Annotated in this window: 22 protein-coding genes and 1 riboswitch; of the genes, 15 read left to right on the top strand and 7 right to left on the bottom strand. The window is 68.0% G+C overall.

Annotated features, from left to right (window positions below):
• Positions 1 to 34 precede the first annotated feature (34 nt).
• Both metB and metX read right to left on the bottom strand, forming a co-directional pair.
• Complete coding sequence (gene metB, locus D1604_RS09020) at positions 35 to 1,213, bottom strand: cystathionine gamma-synthase (RefSeq protein WP_119413024.1); 1,179 nt, start codon at positions 1,211 to 1,213, stop codon at positions 35 to 37.
• Positions 1,210 to 2,277 carry a homoserine O-succinyltransferase MetX gene (gene metX, locus D1604_RS09015; protein WP_119413023.1) on the bottom strand — a complete coding sequence of 356 codons (1,068 nt, stop codon included), beginning with the start codon at positions 2,275 to 2,277 and terminating at the stop codon, positions 1,210 to 1,212. The genes metB and metX overlap by 4 nt, the downstream gene beginning before the upstream one ends.
• An 82-nt stretch (positions 2,278 to 2,359) precedes the next feature.
• A riboswitch (SAM riboswitch) is annotated at positions 2,360 to 2,486 on the bottom strand.
• Positions 2,487 to 2,939: 453 nt separating this feature from the next.
• On the opposite strand from metX, the gene D1604_RS09010 reads away from it, so the two are divergent.
• The 3 genes from D1604_RS09010 to D1604_RS09000 all read left to right on the top strand — a co-directional run bounded on the left by D1604_RS09010 (position 2,940) and on the right by D1604_RS09000 (position 6,248).
• Positions 2,940 to 4,676 (top strand): amino acid kinase family protein, encoded by a 1,737-nt coding sequence (locus tag D1604_RS09010; protein WP_119413022.1) that lies wholly within the window; start codon positions 2,940 to 2,942, stop codon positions 4,674 to 4,676.
• Positions 4,677 to 4,678: 2 nt separating this feature from the next.
• A complete protein-coding gene (locus tag D1604_RS09005; RefSeq protein ID WP_119413021.1) occupies positions 4,679 to 5,641 on the top strand; it encodes a homoserine kinase in 963 nt (320 codons plus the stop codon).
• A gap of 139 nt (positions 5,642 to 5,780) precedes the next feature.
• The gene (locus D1604_RS09000) at positions 5,781 to 6,248 is read left to right on the top strand and encodes a hypothetical protein (RefSeq protein ID WP_233552002.1); all 468 of its coding nucleotides are present in this window, start codon (positions 5,781 to 5,783) and stop codon (positions 6,246 to 6,248) included.
• Between the two features lie 24 nt (positions 6,249 to 6,272).
• Here the strand turns inward: D1604_RS09000 and thrC are convergent, their stop codons facing one another.
• Positions 6,273 to 7,667, bottom strand: a complete 1,395-nt coding sequence (gene thrC, locus D1604_RS08995; protein ID WP_119413019.1) for a threonine synthase — start codon at positions 7,665 to 7,667, stop codon at positions 6,273 to 6,275.
• A gap of 187 nt (positions 7,668 to 7,854) precedes the next feature.
• Between thrC and D1604_RS08990 the strand changes: the two genes are divergently transcribed.
• Together D1604_RS08990 and D1604_RS08985 are read left to right on the top strand one after the other, a co-directional pair.
• A complete protein-coding gene (locus D1604_RS08990; RefSeq protein WP_119413018.1) occupies positions 7,855 to 8,799 on the top strand; it encodes an aspartyl protease family protein in 945 nt (314 codons plus the stop codon).
• Positions 8,800 to 8,864: 65 nt separating this feature from the next.
• Positions 8,865 to 10,166, top strand: a complete 1,302-nt coding sequence (locus tag D1604_RS08985) for a DUF418 domain-containing protein (protein WP_119413017.1) — start codon at positions 8,865 to 8,867, stop codon at positions 10,164 to 10,166.
• Positions 10,167 to 10,176: 10 nt separating this feature from the next.
• Here D1604_RS08985 and ypfJ read toward each other — a convergent pair whose 3' ends face one another.
• The 3 genes from ypfJ to erpA form a co-directional block, all read right to left on the bottom strand.
• The gene (gene ypfJ, locus D1604_RS08980) at positions 10,177 to 11,028 is read right to left on the bottom strand and encodes a KPN_02809 family neutral zinc metallopeptidase (protein WP_119413016.1); all 852 of its coding nucleotides are present in this window, start codon (positions 11,026 to 11,028) and stop codon (positions 10,177 to 10,179) included.
• Positions 11,029 to 11,126: 98 nt separating this feature from the next.
• The gene (locus tag D1604_RS08975; protein WP_233552000.1) at positions 11,127 to 11,531 is read right to left on the bottom strand and encodes a hypothetical protein; all 405 of its coding nucleotides are present in this window, start codon (positions 11,529 to 11,531) and stop codon (positions 11,127 to 11,129) included.
• A gap of 19 nt (positions 11,532 to 11,550) precedes the next feature.
• Positions 11,551 to 11,892: an iron-sulfur cluster insertion protein ErpA gene (gene erpA / locus D1604_RS08970; protein ID WP_233552006.1), complete on the bottom strand. Its 342-nt coding sequence runs from the start codon at positions 11,890 to 11,892 to the stop codon at positions 11,551 to 11,553.
• Positions 11,893 to 12,026: 134 nt separating this feature from the next.
• On the opposite strand from erpA, the gene D1604_RS08965 reads away from it, so the two are divergent.
• From D1604_RS08965 to D1604_RS08920, 10 genes are all read left to right on the top strand, one after another.
• Positions 12,027 to 13,214, top strand: coding sequence for a deoxyguanosinetriphosphate triphosphohydrolase (locus D1604_RS08965; protein WP_119413015.1), 1,188 nt, complete (start codon positions 12,027 to 12,029; stop codon positions 13,212 to 13,214).
• Positions 13,215 to 13,300: 86 nt separating this feature from the next.
• Positions 13,301 to 14,104 carry an SPOR domain-containing protein gene (locus tag D1604_RS08960; RefSeq protein ID WP_119413014.1) on the top strand — a complete coding sequence of 268 codons (804 nt, stop codon included), beginning with the start codon at positions 13,301 to 13,303 and terminating at the stop codon, positions 14,102 to 14,104.
• 13 nt (positions 14,105 to 14,117) lie between these two features.
• The gene (gene nagZ, locus D1604_RS08955; protein WP_119413013.1) at positions 14,118 to 15,167 is read left to right on the top strand and encodes a beta-N-acetylhexosaminidase; all 1,050 of its coding nucleotides are present in this window, start codon (positions 14,118 to 14,120) and stop codon (positions 15,165 to 15,167) included.
• A gap of 16 nt (positions 15,168 to 15,183) precedes the next feature.
• Complete coding sequence (locus D1604_RS08950; protein WP_119413012.1) at positions 15,184 to 16,008, top strand: segregation and condensation protein A; 825 nt, start codon at positions 15,184 to 15,186, stop codon at positions 16,006 to 16,008.
• A complete protein-coding gene (gene scpB, locus D1604_RS08945) occupies positions 16,005 to 16,685 on the top strand; it encodes an SMC-Scp complex subunit ScpB (protein WP_119413011.1) in 681 nt (226 codons plus the stop codon). Before D1604_RS08950 ends, scpB begins: the two co-directional genes overlap by 4 nt.
• A 154-nt stretch (positions 16,686 to 16,839) precedes the next feature.
• Complete coding sequence (locus D1604_RS08940; protein WP_119413010.1) at positions 16,840 to 17,211, top strand: AtpZ/AtpI family protein; 372 nt, start codon at positions 16,840 to 16,842, stop codon at positions 17,209 to 17,211.
• 5 nt (positions 17,212 to 17,216) lie between these two features.
• Complete coding sequence (locus tag D1604_RS08935; protein ID WP_003168986.1) at positions 17,217 to 18,005, top strand: F0F1 ATP synthase subunit A; 789 nt, start codon at positions 17,217 to 17,219, stop codon at positions 18,003 to 18,005.
• Between the two features lie 58 nt (positions 18,006 to 18,063).
• A complete protein-coding gene (locus tag D1604_RS08930) occupies positions 18,064 to 18,288 on the top strand; it encodes a F0F1 ATP synthase subunit C (RefSeq protein ID WP_003168985.1) in 225 nt (74 codons plus the stop codon).
• An 80-nt stretch (positions 18,289 to 18,368) separates the two neighbouring features.
• Complete coding sequence (locus D1604_RS08925) at positions 18,369 to 18,941, top strand: F0F1 ATP synthase subunit B family protein (RefSeq protein WP_119413009.1); 573 nt, start codon at positions 18,369 to 18,371, stop codon at positions 18,939 to 18,941.
• A gap of 1 nt (position 18,942) precedes the next feature.
• Entirely contained in the window at positions 18,943 to 19,458 is a 516-nt protein-coding gene (locus D1604_RS08920) for a F0F1 ATP synthase subunit B (protein ID WP_024353396.1), read from the top strand.
• Between the two features lie 113 nt (positions 19,459 to 19,571).
• On the opposite strand, the gene D1604_RS08915 is transcribed toward D1604_RS08920, so the two are convergent.
• Positions 19,572 to 20,042 (bottom strand): DUF6789 family protein, encoded by a 471-nt coding sequence (locus tag D1604_RS08915; protein ID WP_024353395.1) that lies wholly within the window; start codon positions 20,040 to 20,042, stop codon positions 19,572 to 19,574.
• Positions 20,043 to 20,153 lie beyond the last annotated feature (111 nt).

Below are 20,153 nucleotides of genomic sequence, written 5' to 3'. Positions count from 1 at the left end.
TCCCCATGAAGGGGAGGAGAATCGTGTGCCTGTATTACGCCGCCGCCTTCAGCGTCACCGTATCCAGCGCCTGAATCAGGTCAGCCAGGACGTCGTCCTGATGCTCCAGTCCGACCGACAGGCGCAACAGCCCGTCGGTGATGCCTGCCGTCACGCGGGCTTCGGGCGTCATGGCGGCGTGGGTCATGGTGGCCGGGTGGGCGATCAGGCTTTCGACGCCGCCCAGAGATTCGGCGAGGGTGAAGATTTCCAGCTGCTCGATCACCTGGCGCACGGCTTCGGTCCCGCCGGTCAGCTCGAAGCTGAGCATGGCGCCCGGCCCGGACTGCTGGCGCGACGCCAGTGCATGGCCGGGGTGGCTGGTCAGGCCCGGATAGTGGACCGCCTTGACCGCGGGGTGCTGCTGCAGCGCTGCGGCCACGGCGCCCGCCGTCGCCTGCTGGCGCTCGATGCGGGTGAACAGGGTCCGAAGGCCGCGCAGGGTCTGATAGGCGTCGAACGGCGAGCCGGTGACGCCAAGGCAGTTGGCCCACCAGGCCAACTGTTCATGATCGGCCGGATCGGCCGCGACCACGGCGCCGCCGACCACGTCGGAATGGCCGTTGATGTATTTGGTGGTCGAGTGGACCACAATGTCGGCGCCCAGCTCCAACGGCCGTTGCAGGGCGGGCGACAGGAAGGTGTTGTCGCACACCACCTTGGCCCCCACGGCGTGGGCGCGGCGACAGACCTCGGCGATGTCGGTGACGCGCAGCAGGGGGTTGGACGGCGTCTCGACCAGCACCAGCTTGCAGCCGTCGGCCAGCGCCGTATCCAGCGCCGCGCTGTCGTTCTGATCGACGAAGGCGACGCGGAAGTGGCCCTTTTTCGCGCGGGCGGTCAGCAGGCGGTGGGTGCCGCCGTAGCAGTCGTGCGGCGCGATCAGCAGGTCGCCGGGTTCCAGCAGGCTGAGCGGCAGGTCGACCGCCGCCATGCCGGTGGCGGTGATGACGGCCCCGGCGCCGCCTTCCAACTCGGCCAGCGTCTCGGCCAGCACGTCGCGGGTCGGATTGCCCGAGCGCGAATAGTCGTATTTGCGCGGTTGGCCGAAGGCGGCGAAGGAATAGTTGGACGACAGATACAGAGCCGGCATGACCGCGCCGTGGGCCGTGTCCGTATCGACGCCCGAGCGGGCGGCGATGGTGCGGGGATCAGCGGGACGGGCGCGGCTCATTGGTCGATATCCTTCAATACGGAAGTCAGAATTTCAGCGACCAGTCTGTCTTCCTTCAGGAAGGCGTCGTGGCCGTAGACGGAAGCGTGTTGTTCGAAGCGCCAGAGGTTGGGCAGACGGTCGGCCAGCTCCCTCATGTCGTCGATGGGGCACAGGCGATCGGTGGTGAAGCCGACCAGGGTGACGGGGGCGCTGATCGCCTCGGGCTCGACGCGGTGGCGGTCGATGGAGTCGGACAGGGTCAGCCAGCGGGCGGGGGTGGTGCGGTCGCGATAGGCCCGCCCGCGCGCCGTCAGATAGTCGCACACCGGATAGGCCTGGCCCGCATGGCTTGGGGCCTCCGAATCGAAGCGGTCGCCGAACTCTTCCTGGGTGCGATAGGTGGTCATGGCCAGTTCGCGCGCCAGGCCGACGGCCTGATCGATGCGACCGGTCTCAAGGCCCAGTTGCAGGATGCGGCGCTGAATGCCGCGCCAGGCGGTGGCCAGCGGATGAGGGCGGTGGGCGGCGGACACCACCACCAGTTGCTCGGCCCAGTCAGGGAACAGCTCGCCGAAGGCCAGGGCGATCATGCCGCCGTAGGAACAGCCGATGAAGGCGGCGACCTTGTCCACGCCCAGATGGTCCAGCAGATGGGCCAGCAGCCGCGCCTGATCCTGGGTGGTGATGGTCAGCGGCGTCTTCGGCTCCGTCACGCCGTCGCCGAATTCCGGTGCGAAATCAAAGGCCAGGACGCGAAATCGGGTCAGATCGATCGGCGCGCGCACGCCAACGGCGCCGGACCACCAGCCCAGTCCCTTGGTCTCGGTGCGATGGACGTAACGGTCGGCGGAAATCCCGCCCGCGACCACGATCAGGGGGGCGCCCGGCTTGCCGTGCAGGCGGCCGATGACCTGTTTCTGGGTCAGGGTTCCGCCGAAATCGAGCTCGAAACCGTCCGGGATCGGAACCACGACGTCATGGGCGCCCTCGCGTTGCAGCAGTTTGGACGGGCGGCGTGGGGAAGCCGCCCGACAGGCGGGCTCTTCGGCGGGGGCGGCGGGGTCGATCAGGGCCAGGGTCATTGGTCTCGGTCACTCAGCAGATACGGCTCGCCAAGGAACCCATGCAGTGACAGACCTGTGGCGCGTCGCCTCGTCGACGCTCCACCCATCTCTCGCGGTCCATTCAGGCAAGCCCGAAGAACCCCGCAGGAGTTGGCACCGTTTCGGGCGGAACCCGATGGTTGCCCCGGCGTCAAAGGGCCTAATCCCTCAGCCGGTCTTGATGAGTGAGCTTACGGTGCGGTTGCGAAGAGCGCCGGTCAAGCGAAAAATTTCACCCCGTTTGGGCGAAAGCGCCCCAAGGTGATGGCCAAATGGGCCTGTTGGGGCGATGTCGAGAAAAATTATTTCGATGCGGGGTTGACGCAACGCGGCGCCCTGGCTCACCCTAAGGCACGATTTTCAACCGGACGCCGCCTGTGCCTTACCGCCTCGCCAACATGAAGACGACCATGATCGCCGCCTCGGCGACGGGTCTCTTCGCGTCCATGATTACCACCACCGGTACCACCACCATGCCCTTGCGGGCGGGGACCGGATGATGCGCGCCATTTAGGGCGAGACACGCAGAAAACCGATCACCCGCCCGGACCCCCGGGCGGGTTTTTTATTGCCTCAAATCCACTCTGACCCCGCCGATCTCTCTTAAAAATCCTCCCAGACCCAGCCTTCAGGAAACGTCCATGTCCGCCTCTCTCGCCCTCGTCGCCGATCAGCCCAAACCGGTCGAAGCCCTCGCCCCGGCCGCCGAAGTGGTGGTGCTGAAGTTCGGTTCGTCCGTTCTGCGCGACGCCTCTCAGGCCCCCGCCGTCGCCAGCGAAATCTACAGCCACGTCCGCTCCGGCCGTAAGGTGGTCGCTGTCGTCTCCGCCCTGGCCGGCCAGACCGACAAGCTGCTGTCCGAGGCGCGCAGCCTGGGCCTCGACCACGAGAACGAGCTTCTGCCCGCCTATGTCGTGCTGGGCGAGGAAAAGGCCGCCGCCCTGGTCGCCGTCGCCTGCGACCGTGTGGGGCTGGACGCCATCGGCCTGTCGGTGCGGGAACTGGGCATCGTCGCCGAAGGGCCCAGCCAGCACGCTCGCCCCGTCTGCCTGAAGGGCGATCAACTCCAGCGCGCTCTGGAGGCGCATGAGGTGGTGGTCGTTCCGGGATTCGGCGCGGTCCGGCCCAACGGCCGCGTCGCCCTGCTGGGCCGGGGCGGGTCCGACCTGACGGCGGTGGTGCTTGCGGCCGAGCTGGGGTTGAACCGCGTGCGTCTGGTCAAGGATGTGGACGGCCTTTACGACCGCGATCCGGCGGTCAGCGCGGGGACGCCCCTGCGCTATCGCCGCGCCTCATGGGAGACGGCGCGCCAGGTGGGCGGGGCCCTGGTCCAGCATGACGCCATCGACCTGGCTCAGGCCCGCGCGGTCGAGATCGAAGTGGCCGCCCTGGGCCGCGCCGAGGGTACGGTGGTCGGCGATCGCGGCGCCCCTCCGGGGCCGGTGCAGGCGGCGGCGGCGCTGAAGGTAGCCGTGGCCGGGTGCGGGGTCGTCGGCGGCGGCCTGCTCAGCCGCCTTCTGCCCGACAGCCGTTTTGAAGTCGTCGGCGTCCTGGTTCGTGATCCCAAGAAGCCGCGCGACGTGGCCGCCCCGGCTGAACTGTTCACCAATGACGTGGACGCCCTGCTGGCCAAGAAACCGGACCTGTTGCTGGAAGCCCTGTCCGAGGGCGAGGCGGGTCACGCCCTGATCCGCCGCGCGCTGGAGGCGGGCTGCGACGTGGTCAGCGCCAACAAACAGGCCGTGGCCCGCGATCCCAAAGGGCTGCAGGCCCTGGCAGACGCCAACGCTTGTCGGGTCGCCTGGTCGGCTTCGGTCGGCGGGGGCTCGCCGATGATCGAAACGCTGCGCGCCGCCCGCGCCGCCGGTCCGGTGGTCGGTTTCGAGGCGGTGCTGAACGGCACGGTCAACTTCATGCTGCAGCGTCTGGGCGAGGGGGCGACCTTCTCCGACGCCCTGGCCGACGCCCGCGCCGCCGGTTTCGCCGAGGAGGACCCGTCCTCGGACCTGGAAGGCTTCGACGCCGAGGCCAAGGTCAAACTGCTGTCGTTCGAGGCCTTCGGCCGTTCGCCCGAGGCCCTGCCGCGCGACGTGCTGGCCGCCGAAACCCCGCTGGGCGACGCGCCGGTGCGCCAGATCGGCGCCTGTTTCGACCGCGACGGCGAACTGAACGCCTATGTCCGCCTTGACGGCGAACTTCAGGACGCGCTCTTCCTGTCGCTGAACGGAGAGCGCAACGCCTTGAAAGTCTATGGTCAGGACGGCCGGGTGTGGACGTGCAAGGGGCGCGGCGCCGGGCGCTGGGCCACGACCGAGAGCGTTCTGGCCGATGTGGCCGACGTCATGCGCGCCCGGCGCGCCGCTGCGGAGCTTGTCTAGTCATGGCCGTCTTCACGCCCGTCACGCCGCAACAGGCCGACGACTATCTCATGCGCTACCCTCTCGGCGGGTTGGTCGAACTGACCCCGATCGCCGAGGGGGTCGAGAACACCAACTATCGTCTGGTGACGGATCAGGGGGCCTACGTCCTGACCCTGTTCGAGGGGCGGACCGAGGCCTCGGCCCTGCCGTTCTGCCTCGGTCTGACCGGGCGGCTGGCGGCGCAGGGCTTTCCTACGCCCGCGCCGGTGGCGGATCGCGAGGGCTTGGTGATCGGCCGGCTGAACAATCGCGCCGCCGCCATCGTCGAATGGACGCTGGGCGCCTGGAAGCGTCAGCCGACGGACAAGGATCAGTATCGCGCCGGTCAGGTTCTGGCCCTGCTGCATCTGGACGCCGCCGACTATGACGGGGTGCGCGAGAACCCGGTCGGGCCGCGCGCCTGGGCCGATCTGGCCGCGCGCTGCGACACGGTCGCGGCGGGCGAGGATCGCCGGATGCTGGAGCAGATGCAGCGCCTGCTGCCCGATCTGGCCCGACCGTGGAGCGACCCGTCGCTGCCGCGCGGCCCGATCCATGCCGACTACTTCCCCGATAACGTCCTGTTCGCGACGAACGAGCATGGGGCGACCGACGTGGGCGGCGTGATCGACTTCTATTTCGCCTGCGTCGACGTGCTGGCCTATGACCTGGCCATCGCGCTCAGCGCCTGGGGGTTCGACGCCGAGGGGCGGCCCATGCCGTCGGCCCTGCGCGCCTTCCAGAAGGGCTATGAGTCGGTGCGGCCCCTGTCGGACGCCGAGCGTCAGGCCCTGCCGGAACTCGGTGCGGCGGCGGCGGTGCGCTTCACCCTGACGCGCCTGCATGACCGCCTGTTCCACGACCCGGCCAATCTGGTCACGCCCAAGGATCCGACACCCTTCTTCCGGCGGCTGGACTACTGGAAGGTGGCCGAACCGGCCTGAAACCTGAGCGATCAAGGCGGCCTCTTCATGCGAAGGGGCCGCTTTTTCATTCCCGCCTGTGAAGCAGGACAAGGCGCCGCAACCGGGAACAAGCTTGGCGGCCCATGCGCTCCCTCTACATCTCAGAATGGAGGACAGCATGACCGCAGCCGACAAGAACCGCGCCCTGGACCGTAATGAGACGGAGTGGGTCGAGATGAGCCGTGCGGCGGCGCACCTGACCGATGCTCAACTGACTGACCTTCTGCGACGACTGCGCGAGCGGCGCGACCGCGCCCAACGCATGATCCGCACCCGCACCCGTCAGGCCAGCCGCGAGGGACAGGCCAATATCGACACGGGCGCGCGTGAAAAGAAGGCGCAACTGGCCGAGGCGATCGAGCGCGCAGCTGAGGAACAGAAGCGTCGCCGGGCATCGACCTCAGCAACCCGCAATCTGAAGGCCGCCGTCGCGCGCAAGGCCGAACAGACGCATGACGGCATCCCTGACAACCGCACGGCCCACACCGACCCCGCCGACACCCCCAACGACAAGATCGCTCCATCCGGCGCTCTTCACGCCGAAGGGATGAGGGCCGCCATCAGCCGCTCGACCGGCGACCGTTGAGCCAGAGTCTTTAGAGAGGGAGCGTCAGCTCGCCTTCGCAAACCCCTTCACCGCCGTCAGCGCCGCCTCGGGCGTGTTCTCGATCACCGTCAGGCGTTCGGGGCGGTCGCCCAGTGCGCGGATGACGGGGGCCGGTTCCGGCTCGACGCCGATGACGTCAGAGACGAAGGCGCCGAACTTGGACGGATGGGCGGTGGACAGGGCGACGATCGGCGCGCCGTTGCGGTCCAGGCGGCGCGCGGCGGCCAGGGCGACCGCCGTGTGCGGACAGACGACGCGGTCCCAGGCGGCGTGGGCGTGGGCGATCTCGGCCTTGGTCGTAGCCTCATCGACCGAGATAGCCGACACCTCGGCGCGCAGGGCCGCCAGCAGGTCGGCGGGCAGGGTGACAGAGCCTTCGCGCGCAAAGGTTTCGAACACGGCGCGGGTCGCCTCGGCGTCGCGGCCGGAGGCTTCATAGACCAGACGTTCAAAGTTTGACGGCGCCTGCACGTCCATCGACACGCTGCCGCTCTCGACCGCCGGGCGGCGGGCGTAGACGCCGTCGTTGATGGCGCGGGCCAGGGCGTCGTTCTGGTTGACGGCGGCGACGAAACCGGCGGCGGGCAGGCCCATCTTCCTGGCGGCGATCCCGGCGAAGGCGTCGCCGAAATTGCCGGTCGGCACCACGAAGGTCGCCGCCTGGCCCAGCTGGGCCGTGGCCGAGACGTAATAGGGAATCTGGCCCGCCAGTCGGCCCCAGTTGATCGAGTTGACCGAGGACAGGCGGCCTTGTTCGCGTAAGCGTTCCTCGGCCAGCAGCCCCTTCACCAGACGCTGGCAGTCGTCGAAGTCGCCGCGCACGGCCAGGTTCAGGACGTTGTCGGCCTCGACTGTCGTCATCTGCTTGCGCTGCACCGGCGACACGCGGTCCAGCGGGTGCAGGACGATCAGCTTGATGCGTTCGGCGCCCGCGAAGGCGCGCACGGCGGCGGCGCCGGTGTCGCCGCTGGTGGCGGTCAGCAGGGTCAGGGTCTCGCCCGTCGCGGCCAGGGCCTCGTCCGACAGGGCGGCGACCAGCTGCATCGCCAGATCCTTGAACGCCGCCGTCGGGCCGTGGAACAGCTCAAGTACGAACAGGCCCGGCTCCAGCTCGACCAGCGGCGTCACCAGCGGATGGTCGAAGCCCTTGGTCAGACGGTCCAACGCACGATCCAGCGCGCCCGCAGGCAGGTCGTCGCCGATAAAGGGCGCCATCGCCGCCTTGGCGATCTCGGCGTAGCTGCGTCCCGGCCGGGTGGCGTCGACCGGCAGGGCGGGCCAGGCCTGCGGCATGTAGAGGCCGCCGTCCGGCGCGATTCCGCGCAGCAGGGCGTCCGAAAAACGGGTCGGAGCGGCGTCGCCGCGCGTCGAGATGTAGCGGTCAGCTGAATTCGTCATATCGGGGTCGTTTCTAGCCGCCGTTGGTCGCTTCGTCATGATTATTTTGCGTATGCGAAGGGAAAGTTCGCCAGATGACGCAACAACCTGGTTGCGACTAGGCGATCAGCGCGCCTTGCCCCGTCGCGATCGCTATCTCGAGGGAAAAGGGCTGGCGTCGGAGCCCCGCCCGGTTCATGTCAGGCCGATGAACCGCCGCTCCCTTTTCATTCGCGCCGGAGCCGCCGTCGCCGCCGTCGGCGGCGGATTGTGGCTCAAGGATCATGTGCTGTGGCGACGTCCCGGCGTGACCTTCGGCGCCGACGGAAGCAGCGGCTGGCTTCAGTTCGTCGCGCCCCGGACCCTGTTGCCGACCGTGCCGGTACAGCTGGCGGGGCGCGAACTGACGGCGCTGATCGACAGCGGCGCCCAGTATTCGGTGATCGACCGGCGGCTGGTGGCCGAGCTGGGGCTGGATCGTTTCTTCGACATGCCGCTGATCGCCTATGGGGTGGATGGGCGCGCCCAGATGGGCCGAGGCGTGACGCTGGATCTGACGTTCGGCGAGGCGCGCATCGACCGCCTGCGTGCAGGAATTCTGGACCTCGGGCCTCTGTCGGAAGAGGAGGGGCTGGGGGCGCCGCTGATCCTAGGGCAGGACCTGCTGATGCAGGCGGGGCTGGAGATGGACCTGCGACGACGGCGGTTGCGTCTGTTCCGCAAGGCGCAGACGGAGCTGTCGCCGGCCTATCGCGCCATGCCCGTGCGGCGGGCCGGTACGTCCCTGATCGCCGATACGGTCGTGGAGGGCGTCAGGGTGCAGGCCGTGCTTGATACCGGCTCTTCCGCCCTTCTGGCCGTGAGCGAAGGCGTCGCGCAGTCGGCGGGCCTGCTGGACGGCCGCCCGGAACGGGAAGGGTCAAGCATCGTTCTGGGCGGGGTGGCCAGGGCGCGTCTGGTTGAGGCGAAGAGCGTGGCTTTGGGGTCGGAAACCTGGCGCGACGTGACGATAGCGGTCTACGCCGATCGGGCGCTGCCCAACTACCCGGACGCCCTGTTGGGCATGGAGGCGTTCGCAGGGCGCGATATTATTCTCAACCTTGGCGACGGACAGCTGCACCTCGCGCCGTTGATGGATGTGACCATTGTTTAGCTTTGACGGGTTTGCGCAGGCAGAATCCGTTTCGTCCACGGCCTGAAGGGGGATAAGCGGCCCGCATGAGCGCCCCGCCGTCCATGATGTCCGTATCGCCAGGTCAAAGGCTGGAAAGCCTGGACCTGCTGCGCGGCTTCGCCCTGTGCGGCATCCTGCTGGTCAATATCATGATGATGGGCGGCGCCTGGGACCAGTATCATCCGGACCTGCCGCCGACGCTGGCCAATCCGGACTGGTCGGCGTGGATCATCCAGCATCTGTTCGTGCAGGGGTCGATGCGGGGTCTGTTCACCCTGCTGTTCGGCGCCGGCATGCTGCTGATCACCCTGCGCGGCGAAGACGGACGCGGGACGATTCAGGCGGCGGACGTGTACTTTCGACGTTGCATCGCCCTGCTGGCGCTGGGCGTGTTCAACGCCACGGCCCTGCTGTTTCCGGGGGACATTCTCTATGTCTATGGCCTGTCGGGATTTCTGCTGTTTGTTTTCCGCATGGCCCGCCCGCGCACTCTGATCGCCCTGTCGGCGGCGCTTCTGCTGCTGTTGACGGCTGAGTCGGCCGTGGTCGGCGCCTATCAGACGATTGAAGCGCGCCGCGGGGCCGAACTGGCGTTGCAGGTTGAGGCCGGAGCGTCCCTGTCGGCCGAAGACGCCGAGGCCCTGAAGGCGCATAGCCGCGCCCAGGAGGCGCAGAGCCTGTCGCCGGAGGCTGTCGCCGAAGAAGTCGCCGTGCGCACCGGCGGCGTCGCAGGCCTGCTGAAGTGGAGCGTGCGGACTTGGCTGGACTATGCGGCGTCCAGCTACACCATCACCCTGGTCATTGAATCGGTCGCCTTCATGCTGTTGGGCATGGCGCTGTTCAAGCTGGGCGTGCTGGGCGGGGCGCGTTCGCTGGGTTTCTATCTGGCGCTGACGGCTTGTGGTTATGGCGTGGGGCTGGCGGTCAACGGCGGGCAGGCGGTGGTGCTGTGGCTGAGCCAGTTTTCGTCCGAGTCCTGGGCGACGCAGAGCAGCTATGAACTGGGCCGATGCGCCATGACCCTGGGTCACGTCGGCCTGCTGCTCTCATTGTGGAAGATGAACGCCCTGGGGTTTGTCGGGCGGGCGTTGCGCAATCTGGGACGGATGGCCCTGACCAACTATCTGGGACAGTCGGCGATCGCGGCCCTGTTGTTCTATGGCCTGAACCTGTGGGGCAGGCTGGACTGGTGGGGCCTGTGGGGCGTCGCGCTCGGCATCTGGGTGGTTCAGATGACGTTCAGCGCGCTGTGGCTGCGCGCCTTCAACATGGGACCGCTGGAGTGGGCCCTGCGGTGGTTCGCCTATGGGCGGCCTTCGCAGCTGAAGCGCGCGAAGGCCGCCTGATCCGCTCGGTTTAAAGCTGGGAGAAGGTGTCGCAGGCGGCCGGATCGCCGGTCTGATAGCCGCGCTGCAGCCACTCGACCCGCTGGGCCGAGGAGCCGTGGGTGAAGCTTTCGGGCGAGACGCGCCCGCCGCCGCGCCGCTGCAGGGTATCGTCGCCGATGGCCTGGGCCGTCTTCATGCCCTCTTCCAGATCGCCCGGCTCCAGCGCCACCTCGCCGTTCGACACGGCGGCGGCGTTGCTGGCCCAGACCCCGGCGTAACAGTCGGCCTGAAGCTCCAGCGCGACGGAATAGCGGTTGCCCTCGGCCTGTGACCGCGCCGCCTGCTGGGCGCGCTGCACCTGCTGGCTGGCGCCGGTCAGGGTCTGGACGTGGTGGCCGAACTCATGCGCGATAACATAGGCCTTGGCGAAGTCGGCGCCGGACGCGCCCAGTTTGCTCTCCATCTCGCGCCAGAAGCTGAGGTCCAGATAGACCTTCTGATCCGCCGGACAGTAGAACGGCCCCATCGCCGCCTGGCCATAGCCGCAGCCGGTCTGGGTGCCCTGTTCGTAAAGGACGGTGGTGGGCGCGGTGTAGCCCTTCAGCTTGGTCTTCCACACGTCGTTGATGTTGGAGCCGACGACCTCGACGAACTGGCCGTCCTGATCCTCGGGGGAGCCCATCTGGCCCTGCTGTTCGGCCTGACCGGCGCCGCCGAATTGGCTGGCCAGCTGTTGGGTGGTGTTGGGGTCGATGCCGAAGACGAAATAGCCGATCGCCGCCAGCACCAGCACGCCGATGCCGCCGCCCGCGACCGCGCCGCCGCCCATGCCGCGCCGATCCTCAACCCCGCCGCCGCGCCGTCCGCCCTGCCAACGCATCTGCTGCTCTCCGCTGTGCTGTCTGTTCCGAAGCTAGGCTGAAACGCAGGGGCAGGTGAAGAGATGCAAATGTAACGCGTCGTGGGCTGCGACGGGCGTTAGTGCGGCGGTCGGTTCAGCCAGGCGTCGATCTCGGCCACGCCGGGAGCATTCTGATCGGCAGGAGCGGGCCGAGGCGTCGGTCGCGGCGCATAGGGCGTCGAAGGAGGCGCAGCGGGCGCAGGCGCGCGTGCGGCTTCAAGCTGGCGAACCGTGCGCTCCGTCTGCAGCCTCATGCGGGCGGCGTCGGCCTCGCGCTGGTCGGCCTGAAGACGCAGCCGCTCCATCGCCTGATTATGCTGTTCGGCGCGCGCGACGTTGGGATCGTATCCGGCAGGCGGCGGACCGGGCCAGCCCGGCCAGGTCTGGGCGCTAGCCGTCAGCGGAACGGCGACGAACAGCAGGATCAGGAACGCCAGACGCTTCATGTCGATAAAGATGGGCGCCCGACGCCCCGCCGCCAAGCGGGGCGGTTCTGCGATGTCAGATCGAGAAGCTGACGCCGCAGCCGCAGCTGGAGGCGGCGTTGGGGTTGCGAATCACAAACTGGGCGCCCGCCAGTTCGTCCACGAAGGCCACTTCGGAATCCTTCAGGAAGGGTACGGACACCGGGTCGATGACCACGGCCTGACCGTCGCGGCGCACCACCAGATCGTCCGCCTCGGGGCCGTCGACCAGCTCAAAGCGATACTGAAAGCCCGAGCAGCCCCCGCCGTCGACGGCGACACGCAGCAGCACCGGCTTGCCCTCAGCCTCGGACAGCCTGGCCAAGCGGCGCGCGCCGCTTTCAGACAAGGTGATGCCTTCGGGCGAACGGGGCGCGATCGACAGCGACAGGTCGCGGGCTGATTCTGTAGATTGGACGGTGCTCACAGCCCTCTATATGAGGGTCTGACAGGCGTTCGCAAAGGCCTGTCGCCATCACGAAGTCCTGCCGCCTCCCCAAAAGGCCTGACGATTTGAGCCAGACCCGCGCTTCCTACGCCGAAAACCACGCCGCCAGTCGCGGTCGTCATGTCTTCGAGCCCGCCAGCCGCACCCGCACCGCCTTCGCCCGCGACCGCGACCGCATCATCCACGCCACCGCCTTCCGACGCCTGAAGGAGAAGACGCAGGTCTTTGTGGCGCATGAGGGCGACCACTATCGCACCCGGCTGACGCACAGTCTTGAGGTGGCGCAGATCGCCCGATCGCTGGCCCACGCCCTGCGGTTGGACGACGATCTGGCCGAGACGGTCGCCCTGGCCCACGATCTGGGACACCCGCCGTTCAGCCATGCGGGCGAGGACGAACTGCACGAACAGATGAAGGCGTTCGGCGGCTTCGACCACAACGTCCAGAGCTTCCGCGTCGTGACCGAGCTGGAAACCCGCTATCCCGGCTTCACCGGCCTGAACCTGAGCTGGGAGACGGTCGAGGGCGTGGTCAAGCACAACGGTCCGGTGGCGCATCTGCTGTCGGACCCGGCGTGGAAGGCGGTCGCCGCCTATGCGCCGGGCGGGGCGGCCGACTGGGACCTGCGGCTTGGCACCTTCGCCTCGCTGGAGGCCCAGTGCGCGGCCATCGCCGATGACATCGCCTATAACAACCACGACGTGGACGACGGGGTGCAGGCGGGGCTGTTCAGCCTGTCCGACCTGTCCGACGTGCCCCTGATCGGACGCTGCATCGCCAGCGCGCGCGGCGACTGGCCCGATATCGACGAGCGGATGCTGCGACTGGAGGCCGTGCGCCGGATGATCGGCGTCATGGTCGATGACGTCCTGGTCGAGACCGAGGCCCGTCTGGCCAGACACAAGATCGAGACAGTCGAGGACGTGCGTAACGCGCCCGAGACTCTGGTGCAGTTCTCATCTGGCATGATGGCGGAGCTGGCCGTTCTGCGCCGCTTCCTGTTCGAGCGGATGTATCGCCATTATCGCGTCAACCGCACCCGCAGTCAGGCGCGCCGTGTGCTGGCCCAGCTGTTCCAGCTGTTCATGGCCGAGCCGGAGGTGATGCCGCCGGAATGGCAGGCATCGGCCCTGACCGATGACCAGAACGCACGGGCGCGGGCGGTGTGCGATTACATCGCCGGTATGACAGATCGTTACGCTATCGAGGTCCACAGGAAGCTGTTCAGCCTCGACCTCGCCCTCGATCTGTGATTCGAGAAGGGCTTCACGGCGCGTTAGACTGAGCGCCGACGCGCGCCGATTCGCGCGCGTGTCCCACGACCACCAAGGCGCGACCCATGTCCTACGACGACGATCACCGAGGCAATCCTAACGCGGGGCACAACGCTGGCCGCGACCGGGGCGCCTATACCCCGCCGACCGACGACGACCTGCCTTTCACGCGCGGCGGCTATGACCCTCGCCGGGCCCCGGCCGCCAAGTCGCCGCCCATCACCCTGATCATCAGCGCCATCGTCCTGCTGCTGCTGATCGTGGCCGTGGTGGTCTTCTATCGTTCGGGCGTGCGCTCCTCGACGGACGCGCCGCCCGCCGTCGGAACCCCGGTCGAGAGCATGAAGGTCGAGGCGCCGCTGGACGCCCAGCCGATAGACCCGGAAGCCGACATCCGCGTCTATCGCGACGGCGGCGAGCCGAGCGACGCCGCGCCGACCTTCACCCCCGGTCCGGAAGAAGTCCTGCCGCGCCCGGCGCCGACGGCCCCGGCTACGCCGGTCGAGTCCTCGACCCCGCCGCCCGCCGCGCCCGCCCCGGCGACCAAGGCTCCTGCCGCGCCTGCGCTCGTAACGCCCGCTCCGGCGACGAAGGCCCCGGCCCCCGCACCCGCTCCGGCCGCGACGGGCGGATCGTCCGGCGTGCAGATCGGCGCCTTCTCCTCGACCGCCATCGCCGACCGCGAATACGCCGCCGTCGCCGCCCGCTTCGGCCAGTACGCCTCGGGCGCCGAGAAGCGCGTTCAGGAAGTCACCGCCGCCAACGGCTCTACCCTGTACCGCACCACCTTCACCGGCATGAGCCGTGACCGCGCCGTCGCCTTCTGCAATGCGCTGAAGGCTGCGGGCCGCGACTGCATCGTCCGCTAAGGGGCGAGCGCACATGACCTCCGCCGCCATCTACGGCTGTTCCGGCCACAGGCTGACGGCGGAGGAACGCGCGTTCTACGCCGAGGCCAAGCCCTGGGGCTTCATCCTGTTCCGCCGCAATGTTGACAGCCTCGAGCAGGTCAAGGCGCTGGTCTCCGAACTGCGCGACAGCGTGGGCCGAGACGACGCCCCGGTTCTGATCGATCAGGAGGGCGGCCGGGTGCAGCGCCTCGGCCCGCCGCATTGGCCGAAGTATCCGCCCGGCGCCGCCTATCTGAAGGCGACCAACGACCCGGCGGCGGCGCGTGAACTGGTGCGTCTGGGCGCGCGGCTGATCGCTCATGACCTGCGCGAACTGGGCATCACGGTCGACTGCGTGCCGGTGCTGGACGTGCCGGTGCCGGGCGCCCACGACATTATCGGCGACCGCGCCTATGCGCAGGACCCGGCGACCGTGACCCAGCTGGGCCGGGCCGCTGCCGAGGGCCTGCTGGCGGGCGGCGTCCTGCCGATCATCAAGCATATCCCTGGCCACGGCCGCGCCTTCTCGGATAGCCACCACGACCTGCCGGTGGTCGAGACGGCGATCGAGGAACTGGACGCCTGGGACTTCGCCCCGTTCAAGGCGCTGTCGGACATGCCGATGGCGATGACGGCGCACGTGGTCTTCACCGCCGTCGACGCCAAACGCCCGGCCACCACCTCGAAGAAGGCGATCCGCCTGATGCGCGAGCGGCTGGGCTTCTCCGGCCTGATCCTGTCCGACGACCTGTCGATGCAGGCCCTGTCGGGAACCCTGACCGAGCGGGCGGAACAGTCGCTGAAGGCGGGCTGCGACGTGGTGCTCCACTGCAACGGCGACCTGAAGGAGATGGCCGCCGTCGCCGACGGAACGAAGAAGCTGAAAGGCGAGGCCAAGCGCCGCGCCGAGGCCGCGCTGAACCGCATCGTCCGCGCGCCCGAGCCGCTGGATGTCGCCGAGGGCCGGGCCCGGCTGGAGGCGGCGCTGAACGGCCGCTTCGACGCCGCCAAGGGGCCGGACGTCGGCGAGGCGCAAGGGTGATCGCCGGGGAGGGCGCATGAGCGAGGCCTTCCAGCCGAATCTCGACTTCACCGCCGTCGAACAGGTCGAGGCGCAGGAGGCCTTCGTCGTCGATTTGGAGGGCTATGAAGGCCCGCTGCACGTCCTTCTGGCCCTGGCGCGGACGCAGAAGGTGGACCTGCTGAAGCTGTCCATCACCCGTCTGGCCGAACAGTATCTGGCCTTTGTGCATGAGGCGCGGCGGCGGAATTTCGCGCTGGCGGCCGACTATCTCGTGATGGCGTCGTGGCTGGCCTATCTGAAGTCGCGCCTGCTGATCCCGCGCAATGAAAAGGACAAGCCGGAGGAGCCTCCGGCCGAGGAGATCGCCGCCGCCCTGGCCTTCCGCCTGCAGAAGCTTGAGGCCATGCGCACAGCGGTGGAGGCCATCACCGGCCGCCCGCAGTTGAAGAGCGACATCTTCACGCGCGGCGACCCGCAGGCGACGGTCATCATCCCCTCTGATCGGGTGGACGCCAGCCTCTATGAGCTGATGAGCGCCTATGTCGCCCAGCGCCGCCGCGAGGAGCGCCGCAAATACGCCCCCGGCCAGCGGGTCGAGGCCTTCCAATTGGAGGCCGCGCGCGACTGGCTGCGCGAGATCATGCCGCGCCTGGCCGAGTGGACGCCGTTGGAGCGTGTGGCGCCGCAGAAGCCGGAGGGGCAGGAAGGCCCCAGTCAGGCCAGCTATACCGCCTCCACCCTGTCAGCCAGTCTGGAGCTGGTGAAGGAGGGCGGCATGGACATCCGGCAGGAGCGGCCTTTCGACGCGGTGTGGCTGAAGAGGCGCGGCTTGGGCCAGCCGCTGGAGCTGACGCCGTGACCCTCGACTTCACCCCCGACCACCTCGAGATCGAACGCCGGGTCGAGGCCCTGCTGTTCGCCGCCGCCGCGCCCTTGTCGCTGGCCGAGATCGCGCGCCGCTTGCCCGAGGACGCCGACGTCGGCGGGGCGCTGACCGCGCTTCAGGGGCGCTATCAGGGCCGGGGGGTCGAGCTGGACTGCGTGGCCGAGCGCTGGCGCTTCCGCACCGCCCCTGACCTCGGCTTCCTGATGACCGAGGAACGCGAGGAGCCGCGCCGGCTGTCCAAGGCCGCGCTCGAGACCCTGGCCATCATCGCCTATCACCAGCCCTGCACCCGCGCCGAGATCGAGAGCGTGCGCGGCGTCTCCCTGTCCAAAGGCACGCTGGACCTGTTGCTGGAGATGGACTTCGTGCGCCTGCGCGGCCGACGCCGTACGCCTGGACGGCCGGTGACCTACGCGACGACCGACCGCTTCCTGGAGCATTTCAGCCTGGCCAGTCTGTATGACCTGCCGGGCGTGCAGGAGATGAAGGCGGCGGGCCTGCTGGACCTGTCCATGCCGGTCGGTTTCGAGGTGCCGGACCCCTCGCGCGCAGGCGACGACGAGGGCGAGGATCTGCTGACCGGTCTGGACGACGCGGCGCCCGAATTCGCCCAGGATTTCATCAGCGAGGACGAAGAGTCGCAACCTTAGCCGGGACGGATCGTCGCGCTCGCAAGAAACCGCGCAAACTCATGGACTTAAGTCCAATGGAGGCCGCCTTGACCTGAAGGCCTCCCGCCTATAGGTTCCGCGCCGAAATTCAGACCCGATCCGGCCTTGCGCCGGGCGCTGACCCAACAGGCCCATGTCCCCGACGAAGGAATCGCGCGAAGAGGCGATCAAACGCCTCCACAGAAGCGCATCCGCGCTGGAGGCGAAGGTTCAGGCGGACAAGTCCGTCGAGGTCGCTGCGCAGAAGGTGGTCGGCCAGGCCTATCGCATCATCGCCGAACTGCTGGGCGGGGTGCTGATCGGTCTTGCACTTGGTTTTGGCGTCGACCGGCTGTTCGGGACGACGCCGATTGGCGTTGTAGGCGGGGTCCTTCTGGGCTTCGCCTTATCGGTTTATATGGCGCGCCGCACAGCCAACCGGCTGATGGCGCAAGCCAAGGCGGCGGGTTTGCCCCAACAGGGCGAACCTATCGTCGAGGCTGACGAAGAAAACAGGGAACGATAGGCTTAATGGCCGGTCCGATTGAACAATTTGAGGTCAAGCCGCTCGTAGAGTTCGGCACGGTCAATGTTCCCGTCCTGGGCGAACAGGTGATCGCGATCACCAATTCGCACGTGGCCATGACCATCGCCTTCGTCGGCGTGGTGGGCTTCCTGTCGCTGGCGACCTCGGGCGCCAAGGTAGTGCCGGGGCGGATGCAGGCGGCGGGCGAGAGCCTGTTCGGCATGGTCGACAACCTGGCCAACTCCATCATCGGTCACGAAGGCCGCAAATACTTCCCCTTCGCCTTCACCATGTTCCTGATGGTTCTGTCGATGAACCTGCTGGGCATGTTCCTGACCTTCACCGCCACCTCGCAACTGGCCGTGACCGTCACCCTGGGTCTGATCGCCTTCCTGACGGTTGTCGTGGTCGGTCTGGTCAAGAACGGCGTCGGCTTCCTCAAGCTGTTCTGGCCCGCCGGCGCGCCGCTGCTGCTGCGCCCGTTTGTGGGCCTGATCGAGCTGGTCTCCTTCCTGCTGCGTCCGATCACCCTGGCCCTGCGTCTGTTCGGCAACATGCTGGGCGGCCACGTGGCGCTGAAGATCTTCGCCCAGTTCGTCGTTCAGCTGGGCGCGGCGGCCATCGTCACCGGCGGTCTGGCCTATGCCCTCATTCCCGTCGCGGCCCTGTCGCTGGGCATGACGGTCGCGATGACGGCGCTCGAGTTCCTGGTGGCCTTCCTTCAGGCCTTCGTTTTCACCGTTCTGACCTGCATCTACCTCAACGATGTGGTCAACCTGGGCGATGGCCACTAAGGCTTGAGTTCAGTTCGTAACCCTACCCTCCAACGCTCCAAGAAATTAGGAAATCATCATGGACGCTGAAGCCGCTAAGTACATCGGCGCTGGTCTGGCCACCCTCGGCATGATCGGCTCGGCCCTGGCCGTCGGCAACATCTTCGGCAACTTCCTGGCCGGCGCTCTGCGCAACCCGGCTGCTGCCGCCTCGCAGGTCGGCAACCTGTTCGTCGGCGCGGCTCTGGCCGAAGCCCTGGGCATCCTGGCCTTCGTGCTGGGCGTCCTGATGATCTTCGGCTGATCCCAGCCCACGATCTCTCAGAATTGGCGGCGCGCGGGCCAGACCTGCGCGCCGCTGTCCTGATCTAGTGAAGACGGTTCATGGCCAGCACACCCACACTTGACGTTCAGACCCCGGCGCCGGGCGACCTCCATGCGGAGACGCAGGCGACGGCCGAGCATGCCTCGGGCGGTCTGCCCCAGTTCGAATTCCAGCACTGGGCCGGCCAGATCGGCTATCTGCTGATCCTGTTCGTCGTTCTGTACGTGCTGGTGGCCAAGGTCTTCGCCCCGCGCCTGCGCAAGGTGATGGACGAACGCGCCGACACGATCGACACCGCGATCGCCGCCGCCCGCTCGGTCCAGACCGAAGCGGCCGCTCAAGCCGAGGCCGCCCGCGCCGAGGTCGAGAAGGCCCGCGCCGACGCCCGCGCGACCGCTGTCGCCGCCAAGCAGCGCGTCACCGAAGAATTCAACGCCCGCCTGGCCGCCGATGAAGCCGTGGTCAACGCGCGCATCGCCGAGGCCGAAGGCGCCATCGCCAAGACCCGCGACGCCGCCATGACGAACGTGTCGACCATCGCCTCGGCCGCGGCGGGCGCCATGCTCGAGCGTCTGACCGGCAAGGCCGCGACCGACGCCGAACTGGCCGCCGCCATCAAGGGAGCCGCCTGATATGCCCGCCTTCCTGACCGGCCATTTCTATGATTTCGCCAACCCTGAGCTGTGGGTCGCCGTCGGCCTGCTGATCTTCATCGCCATCGTGGTGATGGCGGGCGTGCCCAAGCTGGTCGCCACCAGTCTGGACGCCAAGGCCGCCAAGATCCAGGGCGACCTGGACGAGGCCGCCCGCCTGCGCGCCGAAGCCGAAGCCATGCTGGCCCAGATCCGTCAGGAGAAGGCCGAGGCCGAGGCTCAGGCCGCCGATCTGCTGGCCACGGCTGAAGCCGACGCTAAGCGTCTGGAAGCCGAAGCCAAGGCGCGCATCGAAGAATCCACCGCTCGCCGTCAGGCTCTGGCCGAGCGCCGGATCGCCCAGGCCGAGGCCGAGGCCACGCAAGAGGTCAAGGCCGCGGCCGCCGACCTGGCCGCCAAGGCCGCTCAACAGATCCTGGCCGCCCGCATCGCTGGCGCCAAGACCGATCCGCTGCTGGACCAGGCCATCGGCCAGATCGGCGGCAAGCTGAACTGATCGCCGACGGCGTTTTTAGTCAGCCCGAAAAACATCAGGCCCCGCCGGCGACGGCGGGGCCTTTTGCTGTTCAAGATCCGGTTGTCGGGATCGAGGACGGTTCAGACTGTCGGTTAATGGGCCGGAGCGGCTCCGATCGGCGCGGCGCCGCGCTTCTCACGTTCGACCAGCCGGGCGTAGACATTGCCCAGGACGCCGCCGAAGACCATGTGCAGCGCCAGCATCCAGCCGAAGGTTCCAAATCCGGACGAGCCGGTGAAGGTCCGGTAGTCGCCGCCCATGGTGATGACCAGCATCATCGCTACCCAGGCGGCGACAGCGAAGACGATGCCCTTGGTGATCGGCGTGGCCGTCGGCAGTCGCGGATAGACGACGCCAAACAGAGACCCCAGCACAAAGGTGCCCATGACCAGGTGGATGGCCCACCCCGCCGCCATATTGCCCGGCATGCCGAACATCCGGGCTACGACCCCCGGAAAGGGATCGAACAGGTGGTTGAGGAACAGATTGGCGAGCTCAAGCACGGAAACCACGACGGTAGCAATGAAACCGGCGATGATTCCCTTTTTTACGCGTGACATCATGTGAACAGCGCCTCCCAACGCCTATCAACCTCGTGACTACGCAAGGGGGAGCATACGCCGTTCAGGGGCGCTCGGGGGTGAACCCGGTTCACATTCCTGTGTTCGCCTTAG

Origin of the sequence: Brevundimonas sp. LPMIX5, assembly GCF_003576505.1 — a bacterium.
In the GTDB taxonomy this organism is placed as follows: Bacteria; Pseudomonadota; Alphaproteobacteria; order Caulobacterales; family Caulobacteraceae; genus Brevundimonas; species Brevundimonas naejangsanensis.
Note: the sequence above shows the minus strand (reverse complement) of the source record. Positions and strands in the feature narration are given on the sequence as shown.

Coding starts and splice junctions, on each gene's coding strand:
- metB (WP_119413024.1), bottom strand. CDS start 1,213: ATGAGCCGCGCCCGTCCCGCTGATCCCCGCACCATCGCCGCCCGCTCG.
- metX (WP_119413023.1), bottom strand. CDS start 2,277: ATGACCCTGGCCCTGATCGACCCCGCCGCCCCCGCCGAAGAGCCCGCC.
- D1604_RS09010 (WP_119413022.1), top strand. CDS start 2,940: ATGTCCGCCTCTCTCGCCCTCGTCGCCGATCAGCCCAAACCGGTCGAA.
- D1604_RS09005 (WP_119413021.1), top strand. CDS start 4,679: ATGGCCGTCTTCACGCCCGTCACGCCGCAACAGGCCGACGACTATCTC.
- D1604_RS09000 (WP_233552002.1), top strand. CDS start 5,781: ATGACCGCAGCCGACAAGAACCGCGCCCTGGACCGTAATGAGACGGAG.
- thrC (WP_119413019.1), bottom strand. CDS start 7,667: ATGACGAATTCAGCTGACCGCTACATCTCGACGCGCGGCGACGCCGCT.
- D1604_RS08990 (WP_119413018.1), top strand. CDS start 7,855: ATGAACCGCCGCTCCCTTTTCATTCGCGCCGGAGCCGCCGTCGCCGCC.
- D1604_RS08985 (WP_119413017.1), top strand. CDS start 8,865: ATGAGCGCCCCGCCGTCCATGATGTCCGTATCGCCAGGTCAAAGGCTG.
- ypfJ (WP_119413016.1), bottom strand. CDS start 11,028: ATGCGTTGGCAGGGCGGACGGCGCGGCGGCGGGGTTGAGGATCGGCGC.
- D1604_RS08960 (WP_119413014.1), top strand. CDS start 13,301: ATGTCCTACGACGACGATCACCGAGGCAATCCTAACGCGGGGCACAAC.
- nagZ (WP_119413013.1), top strand. CDS start 14,118: ATGACCTCCGCCGCCATCTACGGCTGTTCCGGCCACAGGCTGACGGCG.
- D1604_RS08950 (WP_119413012.1), top strand. CDS start 15,184: ATGAGCGAGGCCTTCCAGCCGAATCTCGACTTCACCGCCGTCGAACAG.
- D1604_RS08940 (WP_119413010.1), top strand. CDS start 16,840: ATGTCCCCGACGAAGGAATCGCGCGAAGAGGCGATCAAACGCCTCCAC.
- D1604_RS08935 (WP_003168986.1), top strand. CDS start 17,217: ATGGCCGGTCCGATTGAACAATTTGAGGTCAAGCCGCTCGTAGAGTTC.
- D1604_RS08930 (WP_003168985.1), top strand. CDS start 18,064: ATGGACGCTGAAGCCGCTAAGTACATCGGCGCTGGTCTGGCCACCCTC.
- D1604_RS08925 (WP_119413009.1), top strand. CDS start 18,369: ATGGCCAGCACACCCACACTTGACGTTCAGACCCCGGCGCCGGGCGAC.
- D1604_RS08920 (WP_024353396.1), top strand. CDS start 18,943: ATGCCCGCCTTCCTGACCGGCCATTTCTATGATTTCGCCAACCCTGAG.
- D1604_RS08915 (WP_024353395.1), bottom strand. CDS start 20,042: ATGATGTCACGCGTAAAAAAGGGAATCATCGCCGGTTTCATTGCTACC.